This is a genomic window from Ruegeria sp. CDSA246 (assembly GCF_059611225.1).
This window is the reverse complement of record NZ_JBXWPD010000011.1, coordinates 87,557-113,720: the sequence shown is the minus strand read 5'-3', so window position 1 is coordinate 113,720 and position 26,164 is coordinate 87,557. Positions and strand designations below refer to the sequence as shown.

Here is a 26,164-nt window from a genome sequence, read left to right as displayed (position 1 = left end):
TATGGCCGTAAAAACCACACATGTTGGGTCTTTGCCCCGAACACAGGACGTCGTGGATCTTATCTTTGCCAGGGAAAACGGCGAACCTTATGAAGCAGCCGCGTTTGATACGTGTATGACCGCCGCAGTCTCTGAAACGGTGCGCAAACAGGTCGAAGCCGGCGTTGATATAGTCAGCGACGGTGAGACTTCGAAGATTTCTTATGCAACCTATGTCAAGGACCGCTACACCGGGTTTTCCGGCGACAGCCCTCGAAATGCGCCTGCTGATTTGAAGATGTTCCCCGGCTTTCTGCAGCGGCTGGCCAATGACGGCGGCACGCCGCAATACGCCCGACCAATGTGCACCGGAGAAGTGCGATCAAAAGGGCAGGGTGAGTTAGAGAAGGACATCGCCAACCTCAAAGCGGCTATGGCGCAGCATGGGGTCGAGCGCGGTTTCATGAATGCCGCGTCCCCGGGCGTGATCTCACTGTTTTTGCAGAACGATTTCTACCCCACGCGTGAGGCCTATCTGGCGGCGCTGGCCGATGCCATGAAAGAGGAATACGAGACCATCGTGGCCGCAGGTCTGGATCTGCAACTGGATTGTCCCGATCTGGCCTTGTCGCGCCATATGCTGTTCACAGACCTTTCAGACGACGCGTTCGTCGAAATCGCCGATATGCATGTCGAGGCGCTGAACCACGCGCTTCAGAACGTCCCGCAGGATCGCGTGCGGGTGCATATCTGCTGGGGCAACTATGAGGGTCCGCATTGCTGCGACATTGCGATGGACAAGGTGTTCAACACCCTGATGGCGACCAAATCGCGCTATGTCCTCTTTGAGACCTCGAACCCGCGTCACGCCCACGAGTGGACTGTGTTCCGTGACCGCAAATCTGAGATACCAGATGACAAGGTTCTGGTCCCCGGGGTGGTCGACACCACCACCAATTTCGTCGAGCACCCCGAGCTTGTGGCCCAACGGATCGAACGTTTCACGGGAATCGTCGGCGCGGACCGGGTGATAGCAGGCAGCGATTGTGGCTTTGGCACCTTTGCGGGCTTCGGCGCGGTTGACCCTCAGATCGCCTACGCCAAGTTGGCCGCGCTGTCTGAGGGGGCCAAGCTGGCCTCGGCATGATACCCGTGATCTTCTTGCCTGGCATGATGTGTGACGCCCGCCTTTTTGGTCCGCAGATCAACGCTCTGTCAGGCAGGATGCCGGTGATGACATTCCCGTTGTCGCGACACGACAGCGTGCAAGTCATGGCAGATGACATTCTACAAAATGCGCCGGCTGAATTTGCGCTGGCTGGCTTGTCGATGGGGGGGATCGTGGCCATGGAAGTATTGCGTCAGGCCCCTGCACGTGTCTCGCGCCTGGCCTTACTCGACACAAATCCACTGATTGAAAAGCCAGAAGTTAAAGCCCGCCGCGCGCCCCAGATTGCAACCGTTCGCGACGGCAATCTGAGGTCGGTAATGCGGGACGAGATGAAGCCCAGTTACCTGTCCGACGGGCCTAACCGGGGGGCTATCCTGGATCTGTGCATGGCAATGGCCACCGACTTGGGCCCTGACGTATTTTTGCGCCAATCGCGGGCGCTGATGGATCGCCCGGACCAAAGCGCGACGCTGACAGCTTACACGGGAAAGGCTTTGGTCCTGTGTGGGCAAGAAGACAGGCTGTGCCCCGTTGAACGCCACCAGTTGATGCACGATCTATTGCCAGACAGCGCGCTGGAGATCATCGAAGGCGCCGGGCATCTGCCGACATTGGAACAACCCCAAAAAACCACAGCGGCCTTGATCCGCTGGTTGGAGGACACATGACGCCATCCCTTTTGTCCCTGCTTCGCAAGGTCGACACCCCCACGGTCTGCAATGCCATCGAAGTGGCACAGGGCAAGCGCGGGTTCGACGATTTTACGCGCGGTACCATGCTGTGTTCAGCGCCCGAAGAGCCCGCGATCGTCGGCTATGCCCGTACGGCCAAGATCGCGGCGGTCAATCCGCCGACTGAGCCGCCTGAAGTCATCAAGGCCCGGCGCATGGCTTATTACAAATACATGGCCGAAGCCCCCAACCCGTGCGTCGCTGTGATCGAGGATATGGATTTTCCGGATTGCATCGGAGCCTATTGGGGTGAAATCAATACATCCGTCCACAAGGGTTTTGGTATGTCCGGAGTCGTAACCAATGGCGTCATGAGGGATCTGGGCGACTTACCCAAGGGGTTCCCGGTCGTGGCAGGTTCCGTCGGGCCAAGCCACGGTTTCGTCCACGTCCGCGAGATCGATACACCGGTTTCCGTTTTTGGCCTGACGGTTAATCCTGGCGAATTGGTGCACGCCGACCGTCATGGCGCGTTGGTCGTACCCGGTGATGTCGTTGATCAGCTAGAAGCCGCAATCCAAAAACTATTGGTGACAGAACGCATCGTCTTGGATGCAGCCCGCCAACCGGAGTTTGATTTTGATGCTTTTGAGACCGCTTGGGCGGCTTTCGAAAAAGCCAGGGTCTGATTGTATGAGACTGAGAGTATGAATGCCGATGGGGTGGATCCGATGATTTACACCTAGGGTCAGGATGCATTGATTTTTGCTGCGCTGGATGATTCACGGTTCGGAAAACTGAGCGGTAACATGAGCTACCTTTATTGACTGACCGACGAGCAGATGGCCAAGCTCCTGCCTTTTTTCCGAAGCCGCACGGCAAGCCTCGGTTATATGACAAGCGGGTGTTGAGCGGGATTATCTTCGTCAGACGCAATGGGGTGCGCTGGCGAGACGCCTCGGAAGCCTACCGACCGCTCGGCTATTTCGTTATGGACACGTCAGTCATAGTTTGCCCGGAAAATCCCACCAAATTGTCTGAAAGCTGCCGCCGCGCTACACATAGTGCCAAATTTTTTCCGGAGTTTGGAAGGGAATTTCCGCACAAAGTATGGAACAATGATGCTAGCTAGCATCGGCTATCAAAAAAATATTTTTTTATTCAGATGGTTATTTGGGGGATTTGGTAGCGGAGGAGGGACTTGAACCCCCGACACGCGGATTATGATTCCGCTGCTCTAACCAACTGAGCTACTCCGCCATGAGTGAGAGGCGATTTAAGCGAGGGGCCGGAAAGGGTCAAGGGGGAAACACCGACTTACGGAGATTATTTTTGCCCCGATCAATCTGCTTTGGTTGCCTGTTGTGCGGCGACCCCAGGAGTATCAGCAATTCTACGAATGAAGGCCGCGCAGGCGTCGGGTGCGGTGATCGGGATCATATGGCCCAACCCTTCGATCTGTTCGTCGCTCAATCCGAACCGGGTCATGGGGGCACCGTTGGCGGTGGGTGAAAGTATGGTGTCTTGCGCGCCGTACAGAATGCCGCCGGGTACGGACAAGTCGGTATAGCGGTCTACCTGGGCTCCGATACTTTCATCCACCCCTACAACATCCTGCGACGCGGCAATGAAGGCCGAAGGGCGCAACCCCAGCGCACCGCCGGCGCGGTCCAGAAAGTCATCTGGCGCGGGTTCCGGATAGAAAACGGCTCCCAATGTATGCGGGGCGGTCTTAGCCGATATGGGGACAGCGATCGTGTTGCCGATAAAGTTGCGCAACCACTCGGTACGTATTTCCAGCGGTTTAAAAACTTGCGGCGTGTTCGACAGCTTTTGCGTCAACGGGGCGAGCAAAGCGAGCGCTTTGGCTTTCTCCGGGTGTTCCAAAGCCATGGCCAGCGATACGGCCCCGCCCAATGAGTGCCCGACCAGAACGGCGTTGGAAATGCCTTTGGTGTCCAGAAACTCTTGAATCATGCGGGCCTGTTCGGGCAAGCGCCCAAGATCGGCGCTATCGCGGGTTGAGTATCCGCAGCCAGGGCGGTCGACTGCGATGACGTGATAGTCATCCGCCAACAGGTCCATCAGAGAATAGGTGAAATGCTGCAGTTGCCCCGCAAGCCCGTGGATCATGATGACTGTCTGCTTAGTGGGGTCGCCCTTTTCCACGTAATGAATGCTGCCGCCGCGCACCGGGACAATCTGTCCAAGTTGCGGGACGCGCTGCAACCCCTGCCGGGTCAGTCGCCGGGTCCACAGGTTCATGCCGACAAAGAAGCCGCCGACCAGAAGGGCGATAATTAGAATTGTGGTCATCTCATCACTTTCCGCCTGAGGAAGGGGCAGGTTGGTATTGTTCCAGCCCGGATTGCGCCATGCGCTTTTCATACTCTGAAACGGTCCCGGGCCAAAGCGTCGTGTTCCGGCCCTGTGCATCCTTATACCATGAGGCGCAGCCACCCACCTGCCATACGCTGCCTTTGTGCCGTTCGCGCATCTCCTGTTCGAAGGCTTCCTGGTAGTCCGGGCGGGGTGTTATAATCTGCAGTCCGTCGCGGTTCATCTGGTCCAGCACTCGGCCGATGTGGCGAACCTGTGCTTCGATCATCAGCACAACCGAGTTGTGACCGAGGCCGGTATGTGGCCCGAGCAAGATGAAGAAATTGGGGAAACCTGCGATGGCAGTACCCAAATGCGCTTTCATTCCGTCCGACCATGCCTGGCGCAATGTCAGTCCATCGGATCCCGTTATGTCGAGGCGCTCGACGACATCTGTGACATGAAACCCGGTGCCCCAGATCAGAACGTCAGCATGTGTTCGGCTTCCGTCAGAGGAAAGGATCTGATCGCCCTCAATTGATGCCACACCGTGCGGGAGAACTGTCACGTTTTCACGCGCCAGTGCCGGGTACCAATCGTTCGAGCTGAGGATGCGTTTGCAACCGATCCTATAGTCCGGCGTCAGCTGTTTGCGCAGGCCTGGGTCGGCGATCGCGCTTTCCAACGATTTGCGCCACATCTTCATGGCAAAATTTACCATCCGTTTTTCGCCGCTGAACACGCGGTGGCGATACTCGAAGACCATGTAAACCAGTTTCCGGCGTGCCCAAGGTAACACCGGGATGCTGCGATAAAGGCGGCGTAACCAGGGCGCGATTGGGCCATCCGGGCGGGGCAGGACATAGGGCGCGCTGCGTTGAAAGATTGTGACGTGTGCAGCAGTTTTCGCAATCTCTGGAACAAACTGGACAGCGGATGCGCCGGTTCCGACAACTGCGATGCGTTTTTCCTCAAGCGGCGCGTCGTGATCCCACTCGGCAGAGTGAAAGCAAGGCCCGGGAAAACTGTCCGCACCGGGTAAATCGGGGATGCTGGGCAGATGCAGCGCTCCTATGGCCGAGACCAGAAACCGCGCCGACCAGCGCTGCCCACTTTCGGTTTCCACCTGCCAGCGCATGCCGTCCCAGCGGGCAGATTTCAGCTGTTGATCGAAATGGCACAGCTCGTAAATCCCCTCATCAAGGCAGACCTTTTTCAGATAGGCCTGAATTTCAGCACCGCCCGCATAAGCCCGGCTCCAGTCCGGGTTCAGATGCGTTGCCATGGAATAGAGGTGCGATGGGATATCACATGCGACACCGGGATAGGTGTTCTCACGCCACGTCCCGCCAATCTCATTCGCTTTTTCAAGGATCGCAATATTCTTGATGCCCCGTTTTCGGGCCTCAATCGCCATCGTCAGGCCGGAAAATCCAGCGCCGACGATCAGCATATCGGTTTGATATTCCATGCGCCCGTCCCTCCCAAAACGACCGATATGGTTGGGTCAGACTATAGGCGCTGGAATGCGTGAGAACAGCCTCTTGTAGGGTCAGGCGCCTTTCACGGTTTATTCAGCCGCGCAGGATTTCACCATTTGGATCAAAAGGCGGCTCGGACAGAATGGTCGCCTTGTGCGGATGTCCCAATACCATCACCTCGACCTCATCCCCTGCTTTGGCACCGGTCACAAAGCCAAGCGCCAGAGACATGCCGACGGAATAACCATAAGCGCCTGAGGTCACGCGGCCGATACCCTGACCATTTTTGAAGATTGGCTCACCGCCAGTCGCGTCGGCGTTCGACGCGCTGGTGTCGGCCTCATCCAGTTGCAAAAGGACAAGCTGTTCGCGGGCAGGGTTGGCTAAAACGGTCTCGGCTGCGTTCTTGTTCAGAAAGTCTTTACTGAACTTGCACAACCGATCCAGACCTACCTCATGCGGCCAGTATTCGGGGCTGTATTCGCGGCTCCACGATCCATACCCCTTTTCGACGCGCAATGACATCAGTGCCCGGCTTCCCACTGGGCCTGCGCCAAACTCCTGACCGACCTGAAGCAGGGCGTCATACAGGCGGGCCTGATCTTGGGTGGCGCAGTGCACCTCCCAGCCCAGATCACCCGTGAACGAGACCCGCAGGGCCAACACCTCAATCCCGGCCAGTTCGACTTTCGCCGACCGCATGAACGGAAAATCCTCCGTGGCGAGTGAGGTATTAGTGAGTCGTTGCAAAATCTCGCGCGATTTTGGGCCCGCGACGTTGAACCCGCACACAGCTTGGGTCTTGCTTTCGAAAGTGGTGCCCTTGGGCAGAGGAACCTGCTTGAAGAACCGCTTGTGATAGCGTTCTGCCATGCCTGAACCGATGACCCAGAATTCGTCCTCGGCCACGCGGGTAACGGTGAAGTCCCCAGCGATTCCTCCGCGTTTCGAGATCAGCGGCGTCAGGCAGGACCGACCTACAGCCTTAGGCATAGTGTTGGCGAAAACTGCGTTGAGCCAACCCTCGGCCCCGGGGCCTTTGCAGACATATTTGGCAAAGTTCGAGATGTCGATGATCCCTGCGCGGTCACGCAGCATACGGCATTCCTCGCCAACCGGCCCCCACCAGTTCTGGCGCGTAAAACCATTGGTGTCTTTGGCACCCGGAGTGTCTGCGAACCATAGCGGATGTTCCCAACCAGCATTCAGGCCGAAGACCGCACCCATTTGAGCCTGCGTGCCGTAGACAGGGCGCGTACGCGCCGGACGACCTGCGCTGCGCTCTTCGTTGGGGAAGTGAATGGCGAACCGGTGGGCGTACTGGTCCTGAACGCGGGCCATTGTGAACTCTTTCGTCGCCCAGTCATCGAACCGAGCCATATCCCAGGCGAACATATCGTACTGCGTTTCACCCTCGATGATCCATTGCGCCGCCATCAGGCCCATGCCGCCAGATTGTGAGAAGCCGGGGATGATACCGTTGCAACAGAAATAGCCGTCGACCTCGGGCACTGGTCCCATCAGCACGTTGCTGTCGGGCGACCAGATCATCGGCCCGTTGATAACCCGCTTGATACCGGCTTCACCCACGGCGGGCAGACGTTCGATGGCGTTCATCATATTCTCTTCGATCCGTTCCAGATCGTCGGGGAAGAGATCATGCGCGAAGTCGAGTGGCGTGCCGTCCTCGGCCCAGAATTTCATGTCCTTTTCATAGGCGCCAACCAGCAGGCCCTGACCTTCCTGCCGCAAGTAATACTCGCCGTCACGATCACTGACTGAGGGCAGCCGGGTGCCATGCGCTGCCACGTCCGCCATTGTTTCGGTCACGAAATACTGGTGCTCAGTCGGTTGTAGGGGCAGCTCAATTCCGGCAAGTTTGGCGACTTCGCGCCCCCACAGACCGGCGGCATTGACGACCCAAGGGGTGTGGATGTCGCCCTTGGGTGTTCGTACGATCCAAGTGCCATCTTCTTGCTGGTCAGTCGCCGTGACGGGGGTAAATCGATGGATCTCGGCTCCGCGTTGCCGGGCGCCCACCGCATAGGCGTTTGTGACGCCCGATGGATCCACATTGCCACCGTCTGGTTCGTACATCACGCAGCGGATGCCATCGTAGTTGACCAGCGGGTTCAGTCGCTGGGCCTCTTCGATGCTGATCTCATAAAAGTTCATGCCGTAAAGCTTGGCCTTAGCGGCTTGCAGCTTCAGCTGATGTTCGCGTTCTTCGGTTTGAGCGAGGTAAAGCGAGCCGGGCTGGAACACGCCGCAGCTTTGGCCGGTTTCGGCCTCAAGCTCTTTGTACAGGTTCATCGTATAGTGCTGAATGCGGCTGATATTGGTGCTGTCATGCAGCCCGTGGATGTTTGCCGCCGCATGCCAGGTCGAGCCTGACGTCAGCTCATCCCGTTCCAGTAGCACCACATCCGACCATCCCAGTTTGGTCAAATGATAGAGGATCGAGCACCCGATCACCCCGCCGCCAATCACCACCGCCTGTGCATTCGTTTTCATGAGCCTGCCGTATCAAAGTTGGTCCCGCCGCCATGTGTCATCATCGTAATGGCATCGGCAACGGACATAAATTTCAAGTTGGGTTGAGTGAGTTTAATCTGAGGCTAAACTCAGAAATCCAGCTTATGCGCCCGGCCATATGCGACCAGCCGTTGGTTCAGCGCATCAGCTTCGGGCGCGCCGGATTCCAGCGCGAAAATGAAGGCATGTGTCAGGTAGAAACAGGCGGCGTCGATGTCCCGCGCCGTTTCGCGCTCATCCGCGGCCAGCGTATAGTACCGGATCAGGTCGGCAGGATCGTTGCGATCATGAGCGTCCAGCAGAAGTCGATCCAGTTCCTGTTTGTCCATAGGTGTCCCTATTTGTCGTCGACCGGCCAACTTCTGACTGGCTGGCCGATCCGATAAGGTTAGCCTGCGCGGCCGTTTTCAACTTGCGTCGCGACCCAATGGTGGAAGTTATGCGTCGGCCCGTCCATCGCAGGCGAAAACCGTCCGCCGTCGAACAACATCCCATGTCTGCCTTTCTGCATGCCTTCGACGACAAAGACATCCTCTTCGAACACGGTTTTCCACAGCTGCGCGTTTGAGGCGCGCAGCCCGTCATGTTGGGGCGTGTCTTCAACGCTTTTTGCGTAGTATAATTCGATGTGTTCCACCGTGTTTTCCTGATCGACCGGCTCCAACACGATAGCGAATGCATGGTCGCGCTGAACGCCCAACAGAACGTTCGGGTACAGCGCTATGTACTCTGCGCCTTCGTCCCATTTGTCGCTTAGCCCATCGAAGTCCGGGAACGTTGCGCCGTCCTGATCTGTAAGTTGGCGGTAAACCAGGGTCCCTTGGCCCGAATACTGACCGCGCTCTTCGATGTTGTAGTGATCCTCCAGCCGCGAATAACTGTTCAAACCGGGATGCACCCATGGCAGGTGATAGCTTTCGCAATAGTTCTCGACCGCCAGCTTCCAGTTGGTCTTGACCTCAAGCTTGAATGAGGACGTTTCACCGCCGTGGAAGACGGGTTTCTCAAATTCCTTCCAACGTTCCAGCAGGGGGCCGTGGACCTCTTCAAACTCAGGCGCATTGCCATCGACATTCACAAAGATCACATCCCGCCAGACATAGGAGCGTACGCGAACAAGGCCCAGGTCTTCGCGCTTGACGTCCTCGTGCTTGTTCTGGCCGGGGCCACCAACATGTGGAGTTGCGCGCAGCTCGCCTTTCAGACTGTAGCACCAGCTGTGATAGGGGCAGCGGATTGCGCCGCCGATTTTGCGCGGCGTGTCTACCAGAATCATCCCGCGGTGGCGGCAGGTGTTTTGGAAAACGCCAACCTCGCCGTCTTTGTCCCGGACAATCAGCAGCGGCATGCCCAGAAAATCGACTGGTTTTGCATCGCCTTCTTCCGGAACATCCTTGCCGAAGCCGATCCCGGACCAGTTGGCATACAGCACAGAACGCTTTTCTTCGTCAAAAACGGTCGGATCGATGTAATGTTCGTTCGGCAGGCCATTTGCGACGTTTACATCGGCCAGAACGGAAGACAGCGCGCTATGCTTGTTCATCGGGCTCTCCTGAGGTTTTGCTGGATGCTATTAATCCCTATTGGCGGATTGAACCTGTTGGTCTCAATATCAGAAAAGCTCATCAGAGAGTGATTTCACCTAAACCGAACCTTCCTGAACCTCTTGAACGATCCAGTTCTTAAGGGCGCGGGCACTTTCTGAGAGCTCTTCGTCCGGTCGCCCGACTAAATAAAACTGGTTCGGCGCGGGCACTTGATGCGTGCCAATCGGCACCAGTTTGCCTGATTGCAGCATGGGTTGGATCAGCCGCTGCCAACCCAGCGCCAGCCCGGCACCCTTGCGCGCAAGCTGCAGCGCGACGGAATAGCTGTTGACGCGGGATTCAATGGGCACTGTGCCATTATATCCCAACTGCTGGAACCATTCGGGCCAGGTGGTCCAGGTGCGGTCTTCTGACTCCAGATGGATCAGCCGTTCAGAAGTCAGATCCTCAAGACCGGCATTCGCCAGCCTTTCTGCCATCTCTGGGCTTCCGACCGGGACTAGCTGGTCGCGAAACAGCGGAGTGTGTGACAGGTTGGGATCGCTGTCTCGCCCATAGCGAATGAAAAAGTCGACGTCAGGCCGATCGCGAAAGGGGCGATCCTGTGACAGTTGATCAACATTGACTTCGGGCATGTCCCGCCAGAACCGAATGACAGCCGGAGACAACCACAACGCGGCAACCGCGGTTGTCGATCCTACGGTCACCTTTCCGGCTGTCGATCGGTCGCGGATCATGCTCAGCGTTTTCGAAATGCGGCCGAAGGACGTGGACAGCGCGTCATAAAGCGCCTTGCCATCCTCGGTCAGATCAACGCCGCGATGCTTGCGTTGAAACAACGGTGTGTCCAGATCGCCTTCTAGCGCCTTGATCTGGTGGCTGACCGCGCCGGGTGTGACAGACAGTTCAACGGCGGCGTTCTTAAAGCTCAGGTGGCGGGCGGCGGCCTCAAAAGCTGACAAGGTTGTCAGCGGCGGCAGGTTGTAGTGGCGTCTGGACATGGAAGCTGGTGAATCGTTTTTCGGGTTAGTTTAATTTTTATCAACTCAGTTTTAGTTTTTTTGAAGGTGAAAGCTATAGCGCTTTTGATGATTTGATGTTTTTCTGGCTCAAGTTAAAGGCGGATGTCGCATTTTTCGTCAATGCGTCGGTTCTGGCCGAATTTAGAACGGAGCGCCACTATAGTCAGTTCTACCAACAAACGTTGTGTTTTTCGGGCTTTCCGAGAGAATTTTCCGGACGTCGCAAGACGGTACTGCGACACAATGATGTCCCGAACTGACAAACGGGAAAGGTCGAAAGGGGACGTGAAGGAGGCGCGAACCCATTCCCAGTTGGTAAGACCGAGTATCGCCTGATTGCACGGTGTGTTGAATTCAATGCAACTCAGAAGGCGTAAGACCATGCGGCGGTGCCGCATTTCTGAAACACAGAAACGAAACAAGAAAGAGCCGATACGTCTGCTGCAGCACCTTCCCCATCGTTCGAGGCGATTGGGCGAATTGCGTGAAATGCAGAGACAGTTTCGCAATTGATACAGCACCACGGAGGAGCAACATGTCGATACCCGAACCCTTTACGGATCTAGAAATAGAAACGGCCGATGCCGGATTCTATGAAAATTACAGCGTCCCAATCGCCCTAATCAGTAAGGGCATCATGGTTGCCCTTGTGCTATGGGCACTTGTCTTTCCGGCCAATGCCAACAGCACACTTGGCAGCTGGAACGGAAAGTTGCTGGAAGTCTTCAACAGCTTCTACGTGGTCATTGTCGGCCTGTTTGTCATCTTCCTCGTCATTGTTGCCGTCCTTCCGTCGACCGGAAAACGGGTTATGGGAACAGCGGGCGAAAAGCCCGAGTTTTCGAACTTCTCCTGGTTCTCGATGATGTTCGGAGCAGGTCTGGGTGTCGGCCTGATGGTTTTTGCCACCGCTGAACCGTTGGGTCTGTGGGGATCGAACCCCGAGGTCGTCGCCGGTGCAGTTGCAGGCAATGATCCAGAGTCCGTTCAATCCGCGTATCGGTATACCTTCCTGCATTATGGCTTTCATGCCTGGGCAATTTACGTGGTGACCGGCCTGTCGCTGGCCTACTACGCCTATACCCGTGACATGCCTCTGACCATTCGCGCGGCTCTTACCCCGCTTTTTGGTCGTCTGATGAACGGTTTCCTCGGCCACGTCGTTGACGTTCTGGGCGTTGTTGCAACGATCCTGGGTGTGTCCGTTACGATCGGATTTGGTGTCAGCCAGTTCATCGATGGTCTGTATGCAATCACCGGCATGGAATGGATCATGGATTTTGGTGGTGAAGTACCCACACCAAGCAAAGTTGGTCTGATCGCAGGTCTGGTTGTCATCATGGGTCTGTCGATCATTTCGGCGGTCTCGGGTGTTGGTCGCGGTGTTAAATACCTGTCGAACCTGAACCTTGTTCTTTCGATCATCCTGCTGGGCACCTTTGTGATCTTCGGCTCGTTCGTATTCGCTATGACGACCTATGGCACAGCACTGTTTGACTACCTTCTGCACTTCCTCTCGCTGAGCTTTGGAGCATACGGTCCGTTGTCGACCGAAGCGTTTGCAGCGGCTCTGCCTGCTGAAGCGCAGGCGCATGCGGCTGATCTGGTGGGTGGCGCAACCAACGCATGGGGCAGCTTTGACGGCTTTAAAAGCGGTCTTGAAGGTGCTGCGGCTGAGTTGAGTGATGACACGCTGGCTGCTGTTTACGCCGCAGGCGAGCAAGGCCGTCAGTTTGGCTGGCAGTCGGGCTGGACCACCTTCTACTGGGCTTGGTGGATTGCGTTCTCGCCGTTTGTGGGCCTGTTCCTGGCGCGCATCTCCAAGGGTCGGTCTGTTCGTGAGTTCATTCTTGGCTGCGTACTGGCGCCGGCGCTGGTTTGCTTTGCCTGGATGACTGTTCTGGGTGGTACTGCGATTGATCTGGAATTGGCTGGTGCAGCTGAAGGCGCGATCATCGGTGCGTCGAACACCAACAAGCTGTTCGTGACGCTGTCTTACATGATCGACGGTGGGCTTCTGTCCATGCTGAACGTCATGTGCGTGATTCTGATCATGACCTTCCTGGTGACTTCTGCGGACTCAGGCATTCTGGTTATGAATACCATCATGTCCGGTGGCAGTCAGGAAACCGGGGTCAAGCATCGTATCATCTGGGGTGTTATCCTGACCGCCGTGATCGGTGCGCTGATCTTGGCCGCTGGCGAAAACAACCCGATGGACGCGTTGCGCAATGCGATGATCATTGGTGCTCTGCCCTTTACTGTTGTTATGGGGCTGATGATGGTTTCGCTGACCAAGGCGCTCTATCGTGATGGTCGGCGCGACAAGCACACCGATGCTAGCACGCAGGCCGCAGAATAAGCGCAGGTCTTAATGCCAAAACAGACGCCGCCCCATTTGGGGCGGTGTTTTTCGTTCCGGGTGTCTATGTCGTTTCCTGCAAACAGATATCGCAATCAGTGAGGTGCGCCGGCGCCGAATCCGTCAGTCTGATCAGCAAGATTGGAGGATTGCCCCGTGAACATTCGTACTGCGACACGCTCGGGCGGACGCTCTGCCCGCCGCGCCCTGCGCACTGCCCCGAACTTTGAAATGCTGCCTGGCCTGACCAGAGGCATCCCCTTGTGTGAAGTGATGGATGGCGCTCAAGTCGAACGCATAGACAGTGCCTCGATGGACATCCTTGAGAACGTTGGCGTTCAGTTCCGAGACCCCATCGCGCTGGAAGATTGGAAGAAGGTCGGCGCTAAAGTCGATGGCGAGCTGGTTTACCTCGACCGCGGGTTGGTGCGCGAGTTGATCGCCACCATACCCAGCGACTTCACATATCACGCGCGGGATCCGAAAAAGAATGTGCGGCTGGGCGGTAAGCACTCGATCTTTGTGCCGATGACCGGCGCACCATTCCTGCGCGATCTGGACGACGTGCGCCGAAATCCGTTGCTGGAAGATCTGGCGATGTTCCACAAACTCAGCCACATGATGCCCGCGCTGCATTCCTCGGCCCATCACATCGTGGAACCCTATGATCACCCGATCAGCCAGCGGCATTTGCGTATCACCTATTCGTCGATGAAGTATTCCGACAAAACGTTCATGGGCATGACCACTTCGCCCAGGAACGCTGAGGATGTGATGGACATGTGTGCCATCTTGTTCGGTGACGACTTCCTTGAGGACCACCCGGTAACAACCGGCAACTGTAACGGCAACTCACCACTGGTCTGGGATGAAACCATGCTTGGTGCATTGCGGGCCTTTTGCCGTCGCAATCAACCAGTGCTCTGCTCACCCTTCGTTCTGGGGGGGGCCAACACGCCTGCATCTGTTCCGGCCACTGTGGCGCAGCTGAATGCCGAGGCGCTTAGCGCGCTGGCCTACACACAGGTCATTCGCAAGGGTGCGCCGGCGATCTATGGGCACTATCTGTCGACCGTGTCGATGAAATCCGGTGCGCCGATGGCGGGTACACCCGAGATCAGCCTGATGAATTTCATGATTGGCCAGATGGCACGGCATTATGACGTCCCTTGGCGTACTTCGAACACGTTGGGTGGGGCCAAAACCTTTGATGCTCAGGCCGGATATGAATCTGCCACCACCTTGCAGGCAGTCATGCATGCGGGTGCCAACTACATCTGGCACTCGGCCGGATGGAATGAGGCCGGGATGCACTGTTCCGTGGCCAAGTTCATCGTCGACGCCGAACAATGTGCGATGGCGTACCGCATGGCCGAGGGGCCAAAGTGGCACGATTTCGATCAAGCCCTCGCAGCGGTTCCGGATGTTGGGCCCGGTGGTCATTATCTTGGTCACCCCCATACACAGGACAATTTCCAGAGTGCGTTCTTCATGCCCGAGCTGTTCGACAACAACTCGATCGAACAATGGCAGGCAGAAGGCAGCATTGAAATCACCGCGCGCGCCCTGAACCGCGCACGCGCGTTGCTGGCCGAGTATGAAGAACCCAAACTCGATGAGGCGAAAAACGAGGCCCTGCTGGACTACATCGCCCGACGTGAGCGTGAAATCCCGGCCGCTGATGAGCTGAACCAAAGTTACTGAAGTTAATCCCCCGTTTTCCACCCGCCCGGCCAGTTGGGCGGGTTTGTCCCTTCAATAGCTGTACGGAACACAAGTCGTGAAAATCGCTGAAATTCACATCTATAGCCACGATCTGCCTGTCAAAAACGGCCCCTACACAATGGCCAATGCCGAGATCTGGGCGCTAGACACCACATTGGTCAAACTGGTGGCCGACAACGGGTTGGTCGGATGGGGCGAGACCTGCCCGGTTGGCCCCACCTATGCCGAGGCCCACGCCGCTGGTGCGCGTGCCGCTCTGGCCCAAATGGCAAATGGGTTGCTAGGCGCCGAGGTTTCGCTGCTGGGGCTGCACCGTCGGATGGATGGTCTTCTAAACGGCCACAACTATGCCAAAGCGGCCATCGACATTGCAGCGCATGACCTGCTGGGCAAGCATTTTGGGGTCAGCGTATCGGAACTGCTCGGCGGTGCCGAAGTGGACAAGGTTCCGTCGTATTACGCGACTGGTGTTGGGGCGCCGGTTGACATCGCCACACTGGCAGCAGGAAAGTTGGCTGAAGGTTATCCGCGACTGCAAATCAAGGTTGGCGGTCGTCCGGTTGAGGTTGACATCGAAACCATCCGCAAAGTGTGGGAGGTCATTGACGGGTCCGGAATGCGCTTGGCCGTGGACGGAAACCGAGGTTGGACAACCCGCGATGCATTGCGCGTCAGTCGCGAATGCCCGGATATCCCGTTTGTCATGGAACAACCCTGCAACACGATTGAGGACCTGCAAAAGATACGGCCACAACTTGGTCATCCGATCTACATGGACGAGAACTCCACCGATCTGAACACGGTTATCTCAGCGGTCGGCACTGGCCTGGTGGATGGGTTTGGTATGAAAGTCACACGGATTGGTGGCCTGCAGCCAATGCGCGCGTTTCGAGACCTCTGCGAGGCGCGCAATCTGCCTCAAACCTGCGACGACAGTTGGGGCGGGGACATTATCGCCGCGGCCTGCGTGCATATTGGCGCGACGGTCCGACCCGATCTGCTGGAAGGTGTTTGGCTGGCCGCGCCATACATCGAAGGCAACTACGATGCCCAGAATGGAATCAGCATAGAGGGTGGGTATATCCAAGTTCCAACCGGGCCTGGGTTGGGCGTTGTGCCCGACGAAACCCGCTTTGGCGCACCGGTCGCATCTTTCTGATGGAGCATATCATGGAGTTTGAAGGAAAATCGGCTTTGGTCACAGGCGCTGCAGGGGGGATCGGAACCTCTCTGGTGCGCCGCCTACTTGCTGCCGGCGCGCAGGTTGCCGTTGCTGACCGCCTGACTGACGGGATCGAGGCTGATGCCCATCTGCCTGGTGATCTGCTGGACGCGACCTATGCCGATGCACTTCCGCAAAGGGCAGCAGATGCGCTGGGCGGGTTGGACATTGTTGTTAACAACGCAGGTGTCATTACGCGGGGTGCCGTCACTGAAACTTCGGATCAGGATTGGTCTCTGTCTCTGGGCGTGAACGTCGAAGCCCCCTTTCGCATTTGCCGCGCTGCGATACCGATAATGGCTGCGAACGGAGGCGGGGCGATTGTGAACACCGCATCCTGTTGGGGTCTGCGTCCTGGCCCAAACCATGCAGTTTACTGCATGACCAAGGCCGCGATTGCCTCTCTGACCCAATGCATGGGGATGGACCACGCCCATCAGGGCATTCGCATCAACGCGGTTTGCCCGAACGAGGTGAACACGCCTATGTTGCGATCCGGTTTTGCCAAGCGTGGCTTCGACCCGGACACAGCTGTCGCCAAGCTGGGGCAGACTGTTCCCTTGGGGCGAATTGCGGAACCCGAAGACATAGCTGATGTGATCCTGTTTTTTGCCTCGGATGCGTCGCGGTATGTGTGCGGTGCGTTGCTGGAAGTGAATGGAGGCAAGCCGGTATCATGACCCGATTTAATGGCAAAACCGCCCTTGTCACCGGCGGACGCAGCGGGATCGGTCGGGCCATTGCTGATCGACTGCGTCAGGACGGGGCGCAGGTGTTTACCGCACAACGCGGGCAAGATCCCAGGTTCGAAGGGATCGAGGCAGATTTTGGTGATCCGAGCAGCCCACAATCTGTGGTAAATCAAGTCGTTGAACGGGCAGGGCGTCTGGATATCCTCGTCAACAACGCGGGCATGATGCAGGAAGCCCTTGTCGAAGACACGAGCCTGGAGGACTGGCAGCGCAACCTGACAGTCAACCTGACGGCTCCTTTTTTGCTGATCAAGGCGGCGCTGCCTCATTTGCGGCAGACGCAAGGAAACATCGTCAATATCGGCTCGATCGAAGGGTTAGGCAGTAATCCGGGCCATGCGGCCTATTGTGCGACCAAGGCCGGGTTGCACGGCTTGACCCGTGCCGTCGCCGTGGATCACGGGACGGAGGGGGTCCGCTGCAACGCGGTGGCGCCCGGCTGGATCGACACTGAACTGAACATGGGTTTCATCGACGCTCAGCCGGACCCGGATGCATTTCGCCGCGACATTGGCCGCATCCATCCCGTCGCCCGGACTGGCCGACCAGAGGAGGTCGCGGCAGTGGTGGCGTTTCTTGCGTCTGAAGAGGCCAGCTTTGTCACCGGTCAGATTTACACGGTGGATGGGGGTCGTATGTCCAAGCTCAGCCTGCCCTGACAGGTCATTCCTTGCCGGAACGCCACTCTTTCCAAATCAGATAGCTATTTGCACCCAAAGATGCGAACGGCTCGGGTGGTAGGCGCGGCGGCATCGGTTGGGCCAGGAAATGATTTGCAATGTCCGATCCGCCCTGCGTGACCAATTCCGCCGCTGCCATGCCCTGCAATGTCCCTCGGGCAATTCCCAAACCGTTCTGACAACAGGCCGAGAAGACGCCCTTGTCCAACTCTCCGAACGCCGCTGATCCGTTTCGGCTAAGGCAAAGCATTCCAGCCCAACGATGCTCCATTCGTACATCGGGCAGATGCGGAAACCGTTCACGAAACTTGCGGTCATGCACCCACCCTGCATTGCGCAGGCGCATGGGGCTGGTCTCGATCGTCGGGTGGAAGGTCGAGCAGGTGCGGACCAGCAGTCGATCCCCATAACTGCCCGAGACGCGCCGGACCGACGTGCCCATCGGATCGGCTGGGGTGACGGCCCAGCGGGGCTGGCCTCCCAATGTCTTGATCTGTTCAGGCGTCAATCGCTCGGTGATCGACGCGTAAAGGCAGATGTGCATCAGTCGGCGTTCGTAGAAGCCAAAACTCTCCAGATGGCCGTTATTGGCCAGAATGATACGGCCCGTCGAAACCTGCGCTTCAGGTGTTTTCACCCGCCATCCCGCGCCTTGTTTTTCAAAGCCGGTAACGGGAGAGTTTTCGAACAGATCAACCTGTGACGACAGGTGAGAGGACAGAGCCCGAATGTAACCGGCGGGCTGGATCATCACCGTGCCGGGCGCATAAAGGCCCGAGGAATAGTGCGGACTACCCGTGATCTCTTGCATCTGTTGGCGGTCATAAAGCGTGTAAGGTTCGCCCAACCGGTCCAGATGCGCGGCGAATTCGCGGTTGTGCCTGTCCCCGACTCGTGTGGCAGCGGCGTTGAACTTGCCACATGGATCGAACATTTCCTGCGGCAGGTTGCATTCATCTGCCACGTTCGTTGCAAATCTTATTGCGCGGCGGTTTAGGGCTATGGTTGCGCGGTCAGCTTCCAGCCCGTCTCCGGCGTAATTGTCCGAGGCCAGATCATGGGGCAGATCGATCATGAAGCCCGAATTGCGGCCAGCGGAACCTTCGGCAAAACGACCGGCCTCTAGCAGAACAACCTTGAGCGCTGGGTCAACCTGATGCAGCCGGCGCGCAGCGCTCAGCCCGGCAAACCCGCCACCGACAATTGTGACGTCGGCAGAGATGTTCTGTTCAAGTCGGGGGAGCGATGTTTGGGGCGGCAGAATGGCGTTCCACCCCGCCGGCCCAGTCTGTCGTGGCAGCCGTTTTGCAGTATAGGCCGTCAATCGATCGCCTCGTCCGCATCATCGGCCAGATCAATCCAGATGGTTTTCAACTGGGTGTACTGGTCGTGGGCGTGGACCGAGTTGTCGCGGCCACCAAAACCGGATTGTTTGTAGCCGCCGAAGGGGGTGGTGATGTCACCCTCGCCAAAGCTGTTCACCGTCACGGTTCCGGCGCGGATCGCCCGAGCGCCGCGGATGGCTCGCTTGGCGTTAGCCGTAAAGATCGAAGCACACAGGCCATAGTCGGTGTCATTGGCAATCTTGATGGCCTCGTCAAAGCCAGACACTTCGATCACCGACAGAACGGGACCAAAGATCTCTTCGCGCGCCAGAGTGCTGTGATTGCCGGGCACTTCGACCACGGTCGCTTCGACAAAACCCTTGTTGGCATTGCCACCAATCACCACGTTTTCGGCTTGCTCTAAGTAGCCGCAGACCTTGTTGTAGTGGCCTTCGCTGACCAACGCACCCATTCGGGTTTCCGGGTCCAGCGGATCACCGATGTTCCACTGCTTCGCGTGATGGGCTATCCGCTCCAGCAACTCGGCCTTTACGTCCTTGTGCACGATCAGACGGGACGAGGCGGAACAATTCTCACCCATATTCCAGAACGCGCCATTCACGACATGGGCCGCCACGCGGTCAAGGTTCTCGGCGTCATCCATCACGATGGCCGGGTTCTTGCCGCCCATCTCCAACACAACCTCCTTGGCGTTGCTTTCCGCCGAATAGGTCAGGAACCGTTTGCCAGTGACGGTCGAGCCGGTGAAAGAGACCATGTCGATATCCATGTGTCGACCAATCGGCTCACCGACATCAGCACCGCCGCCCGGAACGATGTTCAGAACGCCGCGCGGTAGGCCCGCCTCCATCGCCAGTTCCGCGAGGCGCAGGGCGGTCAGCGTGGTCTCGGTTGCTGGTTTCACCACAACCGAGCAGCCCGCCGCCAAGGCAGGCCCGATCTTCCACGCCAGCATCAGCAGCGGGAAGTTCCACGGTAGCACCAACCCCACAACACCGATGGGTTCGCGAACTACCATGGCGATGTGGTCGTCGCTGGCGGGCGAGACCTGATCATAGATTTTGTCGATCGCCTCGGCATGCCATTTCAGGCAATGGATCGTTTCGGGGATATCCACGGTTTCGCAGTCATAGATGGTCTTGCCGCTGTCGATACTCTCCATCACTGCCAATTCACGGGCATTGCGGGTCATCAACTTGGCCAGTCGGATCAGTATGTCCTTGCGATCCGAGGGGTGCATTCTGGACCAGCGCCCATCGTCAAATGCCTCTCGCGCTTTTTCGACGGCAAAATCCACATCCGCCGCGTCGCAAGCGGCAACATCGGCCAGTTTCTCACCTGTAGCGGGGTTCACCGTCTCAAAAGTCTTGCCCGAGATAGCCGGGCGGTAAGCACCGTCGATGAAGGCCCCGGTGGGCAAGGTCAGGCCCGCAGCGATGGATTTGTATTCGTCCTGTGTCAGCAATTCCATGCCTTAGCCCTCCGCCACGATATCTGCGATTGTTTTCTTCAGCACGCGCGTCACCTGTTCCAATGCGCGTTTGTCATCCTTGTTCAGCCCCTTTAGCGGGGGCCGCATCGCGCCTGCGTCGATCCCGTTCATGGTGACGCCATGCTTGATGGTCTGGATGAACTTGCCGCCCTGTTCCAGCACCCGCATCAACGGCATCATGGCGGACATGATGCGGCGGCCCTTGGCGAAGTTCCTTTCGACAACGCAGGCTTGATATAGTGCTACATGTTCGGCTGGCAGGAAGTTCGACCCACCGCAGACCCAGAACGGTGCGCCCCAGGCGAAGAATTCCAGCGCCTGATCATCCATGCCGCAGCCAAGCTGGATATGCGGGTAATCCCTCGCCAACAAATGCACCCGGTTGATATCCCCCGAGCTTTCCTTGATGCCGCAGAAGTTTCGGCTGCGCCCCACGCGGTCAAGGAATTCTTCCCCCATCATCGTACCGGTGCGGTGCGGGTAGTTGTACAACATCACCGGCAAGTCAGCGGCCTTGTCGATGGCCAGCGCGTTCAGGGCGTTTTCCCGATCGGTCGGCACCGAATAGGGTGGGCTGGCCAGCAGGATCGCGTCCGCGCCAATCTCACGCGCGCCCGAGGCCAGCGCGATGGAATCCGGCGTCAGCATCGCGCCGGTTCCGACAACCAGAGGCAACCGGCCTTTCAACTGCTTATGCGTGAACGACGCCAGTTCCAGTCGTTCTTCGACAGTCTGGGCATAGTTCTCACCCGTTGACCCGCCCGATATCAGCCCGTGCACACTATTCTCTATCAGGTATTCGATCACGTGGGACAGGGCATCCCAGTTCACGCCGCCATCTTGGTGATAGGGCGTGACCACCGGGGTATAGATCCCCTCAAATCTAAAAATCGGGTTCATTCCGTCCTCATGCAGGTTTCGAAAGGGGCGGGATACCCATCGGGATATCCAGCGCAGCAGGCATCACGAACAGTTCGATTTGGTCGCGTGACAGGTTCCAGTGATCCTCGGCCAGCTGCGCAGCAGCCGCCTCATCGCCCGCCTCGATGGCGGCGATGATGGCGTCATGCTGGCGACTTGCCTCGGACAGGTTCTCGGTCTTGTGCGCGGATTGGGGTCTATAGAAGGTCATCCCGATCCGGGCATGGTCGATCAGCAACCGGTTGAATGATGGCCGCAAGTAGACATTGCCTGACATCTCTCCGGTCACATCATGAAAGCGGTTATTGGCCAGCGCCCGATCTTCGGCGGATCCGGATTGCAACGCAGCCTTGAACGCCTGTTGCGCGTCTTTCAGGTCGTTGATCTGAGTTCGTGTGGCGTTCTGCGCGGCAAGTCGCAAAACCGCGCCATAGACCATGGGTGCAGCCAGAAAGAAGTCACGCAGGGTGGTATAAGACATCTCAGACACCCGGGCACTGCGGTTGGTACGCAAGTCCAGATAGCCTTCGCCCGCCAGTTGCCGGAACACTTCGCGCAACGGTGTCCGGGACAAGCCGAAAGCGTCGGACAGATGCGCTTCGTCCAGATCTGTGCCTGGTTGCAGGCGCAGCGTCAGGATCGACACTTTCAGGTGCTCCATCAACTCGGCCTTTCGGGATTTGGCGTCGTCTTTCATCCGTTCCTCCAACAGTCGCTGCGCGAATCGTGCCGGCTATTTCGTTCATTCTCTGTATTCCAATAAAATACAAGTTGTATACAGAAAAGAATCGTGCAGCATAGGCCGTCGACCACGTCAAACTGAATCGGACGTCTATGCGCCAACCCCGCCACATCACTTTCATCCTGATCGAGGAATTCTCGCATCTCGCCTTTTCCTGCGCGGTCGAACCGCTGCGCATTGCCAACCTCGTCAGCGGTCAAGATCTGTATGAGTGGTCTTTTGCATCCGAACACAGCAAGCAGGCCGTTTGTTCCAACGGGTCGGTGACTTTGGTTCATGGGGGACTGGACGCGCTGCCAAAGACCGACCAACTGTTCGTGCTGTCAGGTATTCATATGCGCAACCATGTCTCGCGCCCTTTGCTAGCAACCCTTCGGCGCGAGCGGGCGAGAGGTACGGCCATCGGCGCTTTGTGTTCGGGCGCGTGGTTGCTTGCCGAGGCAGGATTTCTGGACGGGATGCAGGCCGCCATTCACTGGGAGTACCACGATGCCTTTATGGAGGCCTTTCCCGAGGTGAATCTGGTGCGCAGTGTCTTTGTCGCCGATGAAAAGCACATTACTGCCTCGGGTGGCACGGCGACCGCCGACCTGATGTTGCACCTGATTGAAAGGGACCACGGCGAAGAGTTGTCCATCGCGGTTGCTGACCAGATGGTCTACAACGCCGTGCGCAATGCCACGGCCAAACAGCGCGTGTCCCTTCAATCGCGCAACGGGATGCGTAACGCGCATCTCGCCAAGGCAATTCATATCATGCAGGACTGCATCGAGGCACCGGTTTCCCCATCTGATATTGCCGGGGATCTGGGGATTTCAACGCGCCAGTTGGAACGGCTGTTCGGTAAATACCTCAACACGTCGCCCAAGAAGTACTTTATGGAGCTTCGGCTGGAGCGCGCGCAGAAGCTGCTATTGCAGACCGAAGCGTCTGTCACCGAGGTGGCCATGGCCTGCGGATTCGAAAATCCGGGACATTTTTCGCGCGTGTACCGGTCGAGTTTTGGTGTGACGCCACATGCCCAAAAGAACAAGATAGACTAAGTGATAAGGACGGGGGGAGCGTCTCTGTCCTAAGGCGAGCCTGGCTGAACAGGCGCTCACCCCCTGATCCTGCTTCGTACCCCCTCGTTAAAACTTTACTGGTAAACTGGTCAGCAGGATTGAGTATTCATACATATCGAAGTGGGCATAACTATTACAAGATCGTGTCAGATATGTGTGCTTTTTGTTTAAAACATTAACGTTTGCGGTGTTCACCAGTTGACCAAATGGCTCAAAACAGGCCAACTTATAGAGTGAAATGTATAGACAGACTCTGAAGTTGGCCAAAAAAGACGACAAATCGGGAAATTCTGACCGCAATTCCCATGCCGGCGATGCCGTCAGATTTTATATCTTCATCACAAATTGACGGTGGAGGATATCAATGCACTTGGAAATCGGTAAATCTGACTCCCGCTTCGCCAACGGCGCGGTTTCTCGTGCCAGTCGCGAGCGTCAGATTTGCGATGCGGCCAAATTGGCCGAAGCTGCCTTTTCCGAACTGACCGCTGTTGCGGACCGCGCGCCGGATATGGCGGCGTCCAACGGTCAGGTTTTTCAGGTGTTCCGTTGGTATTTCTTGTCGGCTTATTGCACGCGACTGCTGACCAACGCTGCCCATCGGCTAGAACGTCAGACTTTACAGGTCTCGATGGACGTGTTCAGCGCAGTTCGAATGGCCCTGCCGGAGTCCGAGGTTGAGGTTTCCATGGCCTTGGCTCGCGACAAGGCGACAACTCTGGCCGCTGCGCGCACGAACAAAATAGGATGCCGCGGACATTCTGCGGGCTGGATCGCCGCAAAGATAAAACAGCAAGGCCGGAACATCCCGTCTGAGATCAAAAGCTCACTAGCTGGTGCATTGTCGGCGTCGGAACGGCGCATTTGACGCATTCAACGGTACTGTCGCAAACTGGGTGATTTCTAATACGGGCTTTCGGGCGTGAACCGCACAGCCCTGGTTCCGGGCATTTGTGGCGCAACTGGCGCGACAACCAGATTCCGCATTCATAACAAAGCAGCGCTTGCGTTTAGCAGTGGAGATTAGATGGTGCTGCTGGAGAGAATTGAACTCTCGACCTCTCCCTTACCAAGGGAGTGCTCTACCTCTGAGCTACAGCAGCGCTGTGGGCGGGTGATTAGACTCAAACGAAACGCGGCGCAAGGGTGTCTGGACGGTTTTTTTCGTCTCCTGTAGAGAAAGACAATGGCAGATAAAAATTCACCTAAAAAAGACGGTAAATCCGGGGACGCGCGCGAAGAACGGCTTAAGGCCGCGCTTAAGGCGAATATGGCGCGGCGCAAGGCGCAAGCCAAAGCGCGGGCGGCATCCGAGGACAAGACCGGCAAGGACGAGGGATAAGAGCAGATGGATTCGATTTTGGTAACGGGCAACGGGCCGCTGAACGGTCAGATACCGATTGCGGGGGCCAAGAACGCATGCCTGACGCTGATGCCCGCAACGTTGCTCAGCGAAGAACCGCTGACGCTGACCAATGCGCCGCGGCTGAGTGACATCAAGACAATGACTGCGCTGTTGCAATCGCTGGGGGCAGAAGTGTCTTCGCTGCAGGACGGGCAGGTGCTGGCGATGTCCAGCCATGATCTGCTCAGTCAGACGGCGGATTATGAGATCGTGCGCAAGATGCGGGCGTCCAATCTGGTATTGGGTCCTTTGCTGGCGCGTTTTGGACAGGCTGTTGTGTCGTTGCCGGGGGGGTGTGCCATCGGTGCACGACCGATGGACCTGCATGTCGAAGGTCTTGAGGCGCTGGGCGCCGAGATCGAGCTTAAAGACGGTTACTTGCACGCCAAAGCCCCGGGTGGGCTGAAAGGCGCAGTGCATGAGATGCGCTTTGCCTCGGTGGGCGCAACTGAGAACATCGTTATGGCCGCCACGCTGGCCAAAGGCACGACCGTTCTGAAGAACGCCGCACGTGAGCCGGAGATTGTTGACCTGGTTGAGTGCCTACGCAAGATGGGTGCGCAAATTTCGGGTGAGGGGACCTCGACCATCGAGATTCAGGGCGTTGATCGCCTGCATGGTGCAACGCATCAGGTGGTGACCGACCGGATCGAACTGGGCACATATATGTTGGCCCCGGCCATGTGCGGCGGTGAAGTTGAGTTGTTGGGTGGTCGGATGGCTTTGGTCGAATCTTTTGCGGCCAAGCTGGATGCGGCAGGAGTGCATGTCGAAGAAACCCCAAAAGGCCTGAAGGTTGCCCGTAAGAACGGCCGTGTTAACGCTGTGGACGTTGTGACCGAGCCGTTTCCCGGTTTCCCGACGGATTTGCAGGCGCAGATGATGGCGCTGATGTGCACGGCCGAAGGTACCTCAGTTCTGGAAGAACGTATCTTTGAGAACCGCTTTATGCATGCCCCGGAATTGGTGCGCATGGGCGCGAATATTGAAGTGCACGGTGGCACGGCGACCGTGACCGGAGTTGAACGCCTAAAAGGCGCGCCCGTAATGGCGACGGATTTGCGGGCCTCGGTGTCGTTGATTCTGGCCGGTATGGCGGCCGAAGGGGAAACGACAGTCAGTCGGGTCTATCATCTGGACCGCGGATATGAACATGTGGTGCGTAAGCTGGAAGGCGTGGGCGCAAAGATTGAACGGATCAAAGGCCAATGACAGATGCAAGTTTTGAAGACGGACGCGAAGCCCCACTGAATCTGGGGGCCGAGGACGCCGATGACCTTCAGGTGATTTCGACCCTGGCGCAGGATGCGGTTTTCCCAATCACCGAGATGACGTGGCGGCCCTCTGAACGTCGTTTTGGCCTGTTGCTGAACCGGTTCCGCTGGGAAGACAAAGATGCCGCCGCCCGCCGCGACCGCCCGTTTGAACGGGTGCAGTCGGTTCTGGTTTTCGATTCAGTGCTGTCTGTGGCGAGCCAGGGGGTCGAACGCGGCGACAAGGAAATGGTGATGTCCTTGCTGTCGATTGATTTCGAAGCGGGCGAAGACGGTGCCGGGCAGATCATGCTAACACTTGCGGGAGACGGTACGATCCGCTTGTCGGTCGAGGCGCTGGATGTCACCCTCAAGGACGTGACCCGGCCGTATCAGGCCCCTTCCGGTCAGGCACCGCACCATCCGGAATAAGCGCGGCATAGCGCAGGCATTCACCGGACCCCCACAGGGTCTG

The 26,164-nt window shown here is 57.5% G+C and carries 23 protein-coding genes, 2 tRNA genes and 1 pseudogene; 14 read left to right on the top strand and 12 right to left on the bottom strand.

Translation table 11 applies throughout. From position 1 onward, the window contains the following. Position 1 precedes the first annotated feature (1 nt). The 4 genes and pseudogenes from AC2FI9_RS15475 to AC2FI9_RS15460 all read left to right on the top strand — a co-directional run. Positions 2–1,126 (top strand): cobalamin-independent methionine synthase II family protein, encoded by a 1,125-nt coding sequence (locus AC2FI9_RS15475; RefSeq protein ID WP_496768840.1) that lies wholly within the window; start codon positions 2–4, stop codon positions 1,124–1,126. Then, complete coding sequence (locus AC2FI9_RS15470; protein ID WP_496768838.1) at positions 1,123–1,818, top strand: alpha/beta fold hydrolase; 696 nt, start codon at positions 1,123–1,125, stop codon at positions 1,816–1,818. The genes AC2FI9_RS15475 and AC2FI9_RS15470 overlap by 4 nt, the downstream gene beginning before the upstream one ends. Beyond that, on the top strand, positions 1,815–2,510 hold the full coding sequence (locus AC2FI9_RS15465) for an RraA family protein (protein ID WP_496725449.1): 696 nt from the start codon (positions 1,815–1,817) through the stop codon (positions 2,508–2,510). The genes AC2FI9_RS15470 and AC2FI9_RS15465 overlap by 4 nt, the downstream gene beginning before the upstream one ends. A 153-nt stretch (positions 2,511–2,663) precedes the next feature. Further along, positions 2,664–2,797 (top strand): annotated as a pseudogene (locus AC2FI9_RS15460) (IS5/IS1182 family transposase); the annotation flags it as partial. Positions 2,798–3,004: 207 nt separating this feature from the next. On the opposite strand, the gene AC2FI9_RS15455 reads toward AC2FI9_RS15460, so the two are convergent. From AC2FI9_RS15455 to AC2FI9_RS15425, 7 genes are all read right to left on the bottom strand, one after another. Beyond that, positions 3,005–3,081: transfer RNA gene (locus AC2FI9_RS15455), tRNA-Met, on the bottom strand. An 81-nt stretch (positions 3,082–3,162) separates the two neighbouring features. After that, entirely contained in the window at positions 3,163–4,137 is a 975-nt protein-coding gene (locus tag AC2FI9_RS15450; RefSeq protein ID WP_496768837.1) for an alpha/beta fold hydrolase, read from the bottom strand. A gap of 4 nt (positions 4,138–4,141) precedes the next feature. After that, positions 4,142–5,611 (bottom strand): flavin-containing monooxygenase, encoded by a 1,470-nt coding sequence (locus AC2FI9_RS15445; RefSeq protein WP_496768836.1) that lies wholly within the window; start codon positions 5,609–5,611, stop codon positions 4,142–4,144. 103 nt (positions 5,612–5,714) lie between these two features. Then, the gene (locus tag AC2FI9_RS15440) at positions 5,715–8,135 is read right to left on the bottom strand and encodes a GcvT family protein (RefSeq protein WP_496768834.1); all 2,421 of its coding nucleotides are present in this window, start codon (positions 8,133–8,135) and stop codon (positions 5,715–5,717) included. A gap of 110 nt (positions 8,136–8,245) precedes the next feature. Beyond that, positions 8,246–8,485 carry a hypothetical protein gene (locus tag AC2FI9_RS15435; protein WP_496768832.1) on the bottom strand — a complete coding sequence of 80 codons (240 nt, stop codon included), beginning with the start codon at positions 8,483–8,485 and terminating at the stop codon, positions 8,246–8,248. Between the two features lie 59 nt (positions 8,486–8,544). Beyond that, positions 8,545–9,699 carry an aromatic ring-hydroxylating oxygenase subunit alpha gene (locus AC2FI9_RS15430; RefSeq protein WP_496768830.1) on the bottom strand — a complete coding sequence of 385 codons (1,155 nt, stop codon included), beginning with the start codon at positions 9,697–9,699 and terminating at the stop codon, positions 8,545–8,547. A 99-nt stretch (positions 9,700–9,798) separates the two neighbouring features. Further along, entirely contained in the window at positions 9,799–10,704 is a 906-nt protein-coding gene (locus AC2FI9_RS15425; RefSeq protein ID WP_496768829.1) for a LysR substrate-binding domain-containing protein, read from the bottom strand. Between the two features lie 556 nt (positions 10,705–11,260). Here AC2FI9_RS15425 and AC2FI9_RS15420 point away from each other — a divergent pair. The 5 genes from AC2FI9_RS15420 (at position 11,261) to AC2FI9_RS15400 (ending at position 17,445) form a co-directional block, all read left to right on the top strand. After that, positions 11,261–13,087, top strand: coding sequence for a BCCT family transporter (locus tag AC2FI9_RS15420; protein WP_496768827.1), 1,827 nt, complete (start codon positions 11,261–11,263; stop codon positions 13,085–13,087). Positions 13,088–13,243: 156 nt separating this feature from the next. Beyond that, on the top strand, positions 13,244–14,791 hold the full coding sequence (locus AC2FI9_RS15415) for a trimethylamine methyltransferase family protein (protein WP_496768825.1): 1,548 nt from the start codon (positions 13,244–13,246) through the stop codon (positions 14,789–14,791). Between the two features lie 76 nt (positions 14,792–14,867). Next, positions 14,868–15,971: a mandelate racemase/muconate lactonizing enzyme family protein gene (locus tag AC2FI9_RS15410; protein WP_496768823.1), complete on the top strand. Its 1,104-nt coding sequence runs from the start codon at positions 14,868–14,870 to the stop codon at positions 15,969–15,971. A gap of 11 nt (positions 15,972–15,982) precedes the next feature. After that, positions 15,983–16,714 (top strand): SDR family NAD(P)-dependent oxidoreductase, encoded by a 732-nt coding sequence (locus AC2FI9_RS15405; protein WP_496768821.1) that lies wholly within the window; start codon positions 15,983–15,985, stop codon positions 16,712–16,714. Further along, positions 16,711–17,445: an SDR family NAD(P)-dependent oxidoreductase gene (locus tag AC2FI9_RS15400; RefSeq protein WP_496740651.1), complete on the top strand. Its 735-nt coding sequence runs from the start codon at positions 16,711–16,713 to the stop codon at positions 17,443–17,445. The genes AC2FI9_RS15405 and AC2FI9_RS15400 overlap by 4 nt, the downstream gene beginning before the upstream one ends. Positions 17,446–17,449: 4 nt before the next feature. Here AC2FI9_RS15400 and AC2FI9_RS15395 read toward each other — a convergent pair whose 3' ends face one another. From AC2FI9_RS15395 to AC2FI9_RS15380, 4 genes are read right to left on the bottom strand one after another with little or no spacing between them, the layout of a single operon-like run. Continuing rightward, positions 17,450–18,790 (bottom strand): NAD(P)/FAD-dependent oxidoreductase, encoded by a 1,341-nt coding sequence (locus tag AC2FI9_RS15395; RefSeq protein WP_496768820.1) that lies wholly within the window; start codon positions 18,788–18,790, stop codon positions 17,450–17,452. Continuing rightward, the gene (locus tag AC2FI9_RS15390; RefSeq protein WP_496768818.1) at positions 18,787–20,283 is read right to left on the bottom strand and encodes an aldehyde dehydrogenase; all 1,497 of its coding nucleotides are present in this window, start codon (positions 20,281–20,283) and stop codon (positions 18,787–18,789) included. Before AC2FI9_RS15390 ends, AC2FI9_RS15395 begins: the two co-directional genes overlap by 4 nt. A 3-nt stretch (positions 20,284–20,286) precedes the next feature. Then, positions 20,287–21,204, bottom strand: coding sequence for a dihydrodipicolinate synthase family protein (locus AC2FI9_RS15385; RefSeq protein ID WP_496740646.1), 918 nt, complete (start codon positions 21,202–21,204; stop codon positions 20,287–20,289). A 7-nt stretch (positions 21,205–21,211) separates the two neighbouring features. Next, complete coding sequence (locus tag AC2FI9_RS15380; RefSeq protein ID WP_109310760.1) at positions 21,212–21,922, bottom strand: GntR family transcriptional regulator; 711 nt, start codon at positions 21,920–21,922, stop codon at positions 21,212–21,214. Positions 21,923–22,059: 137 nt separating this feature from the next. Here AC2FI9_RS15380 and AC2FI9_RS15375 point away from each other — a divergent pair, with 137 nt between their 5' ends. Together AC2FI9_RS15375 and AC2FI9_RS15370 are read left to right on the top strand one after the other, a co-directional pair. Continuing rightward, on the top strand, positions 22,060–23,010 hold the full coding sequence (locus AC2FI9_RS15375) for a GlxA family transcriptional regulator (RefSeq protein ID WP_496768816.1): 951 nt from the start codon (positions 22,060–22,062) through the stop codon (positions 23,008–23,010). Between the two features lie 385 nt (positions 23,011–23,395). Continuing rightward, positions 23,396–23,899, top strand: a complete 504-nt coding sequence (locus tag AC2FI9_RS15370) for a hypothetical protein (protein WP_496768814.1) — start codon at positions 23,396–23,398, stop codon at positions 23,897–23,899. 160 nt (positions 23,900–24,059) lie between these two features. On the opposite strand, the gene AC2FI9_RS15365 is transcribed toward AC2FI9_RS15370, so the two are convergent. Further along, positions 24,060–24,134, bottom strand: a tRNA-Thr gene (locus tag AC2FI9_RS15365). 83 nt (positions 24,135–24,217) lie between these two features. Here AC2FI9_RS15365 and AC2FI9_RS15360 point away from each other — a divergent pair. From AC2FI9_RS15360 to AC2FI9_RS15350, 3 genes are read left to right on the top strand one after another with little or no spacing between them, the layout of a single operon-like run. Beyond that, entirely contained in the window at positions 24,218–24,373 is a 156-nt protein-coding gene (locus tag AC2FI9_RS15360) for a hypothetical protein (protein WP_199520031.1), read from the top strand. Positions 24,374–24,379: 6 nt separating this feature from the next. Beyond that, positions 24,380–25,648 (top strand): UDP-N-acetylglucosamine 1-carboxyvinyltransferase, encoded by a 1,269-nt coding sequence (gene murA / locus AC2FI9_RS15355; RefSeq protein ID WP_496768812.1) that lies wholly within the window; start codon positions 24,380–24,382, stop codon positions 25,646–25,648. Then, positions 25,645–26,121 (top strand): DUF2948 family protein, encoded by a 477-nt coding sequence (locus tag AC2FI9_RS15350; RefSeq protein ID WP_496768810.1) that lies wholly within the window; start codon positions 25,645–25,647, stop codon positions 26,119–26,121. Before murA ends, AC2FI9_RS15350 begins: the two co-directional genes overlap by 4 nt. The last annotated feature ends 43 nt before the right edge of the window (positions 26,122–26,164 follow it).

Coding starts and splice junctions, on each gene's coding strand:
- AC2FI9_RS15450 (WP_496768837.1), bottom strand. CDS start 4,137: ATGACCACAATTCTAATTATCGCCCTTCTGGTCGGCGGCTTCTTTGTC.
- AC2FI9_RS15405 (WP_496768821.1), top strand. CDS start 15,983: ATGGAGTTTGAAGGAAAATCGGCTTTGGTCACAGGCGCTGCAGGGGGG.
- AC2FI9_RS15440 (WP_496768834.1), bottom strand. CDS start 8,135: ATGAAAACGAATGCACAGGCGGTGGTGATTGGCGGCGGGGTGATCGGG.
- AC2FI9_RS15475 (WP_496768840.1), top strand. CDS start 2: ATGGCCGTAAAAACCACACATGTTGGGTCTTTGCCCCGAACACAGGAC.
- AC2FI9_RS15425 (WP_496768829.1), bottom strand. CDS start 10,704: ATGTCCAGACGCCACTACAACCTGCCGCCGCTGACAACCTTGTCAGCT.
- murA (WP_496768812.1), top strand. CDS start 24,380: ATGGATTCGATTTTGGTAACGGGCAACGGGCCGCTGAACGGTCAGATA.
- AC2FI9_RS15465 (WP_496725449.1), top strand. CDS start 1,815: ATGACGCCATCCCTTTTGTCCCTGCTTCGCAAGGTCGACACCCCCACG.
- AC2FI9_RS15445 (WP_496768836.1), bottom strand. CDS start 5,611: ATGGAATATCAAACCGATATGCTGATCGTCGGCGCTGGATTTTCCGGC.
- AC2FI9_RS15375 (WP_496768816.1), top strand. CDS start 22,060: ATGCGCCAACCCCGCCACATCACTTTCATCCTGATCGAGGAATTCTCG.
- AC2FI9_RS15380 (WP_109310760.1), bottom strand. CDS start 21,922: ATGAAAGACGACGCCAAATCCCGAAAGGCCGAGTTGATGGAGCACCTG.
- AC2FI9_RS15430 (WP_496768830.1), bottom strand. CDS start 9,699: ATGAACAAGCATAGCGCGCTGTCTTCCGTTCTGGCCGATGTAAACGTC.
- AC2FI9_RS15360 (WP_199520031.1), top strand. CDS start 24,218: ATGGCAGATAAAAATTCACCTAAAAAAGACGGTAAATCCGGGGACGCG.
- AC2FI9_RS15350 (WP_496768810.1), top strand. CDS start 25,645: ATGACAGATGCAAGTTTTGAAGACGGACGCGAAGCCCCACTGAATCTG.
- AC2FI9_RS15400 (WP_496740651.1), top strand. CDS start 16,711: ATGACCCGATTTAATGGCAAAACCGCCCTTGTCACCGGCGGACGCAGC.
- AC2FI9_RS15420 (WP_496768827.1), top strand. CDS start 11,261: ATGTCGATACCCGAACCCTTTACGGATCTAGAAATAGAAACGGCCGAT.
- AC2FI9_RS15470 (WP_496768838.1), top strand. CDS start 1,123: ATGATACCCGTGATCTTCTTGCCTGGCATGATGTGTGACGCCCGCCTT.
- AC2FI9_RS15390 (WP_496768818.1), bottom strand. CDS start 20,283: ATGGAATTGCTGACACAGGACGAATACAAATCCATCGCTGCGGGCCTG.
- AC2FI9_RS15370 (WP_496768814.1), top strand. CDS start 23,396: ATGCACTTGGAAATCGGTAAATCTGACTCCCGCTTCGCCAACGGCGCG.
- AC2FI9_RS15435 (WP_496768832.1), bottom strand. CDS start 8,485: ATGGACAAACAGGAACTGGATCGACTTCTGCTGGACGCTCATGATCGC.
- AC2FI9_RS15385 (WP_496740646.1), bottom strand. CDS start 21,204: ATGAACCCGATTTTTAGATTTGAGGGGATCTATACCCCGGTGGTCACG.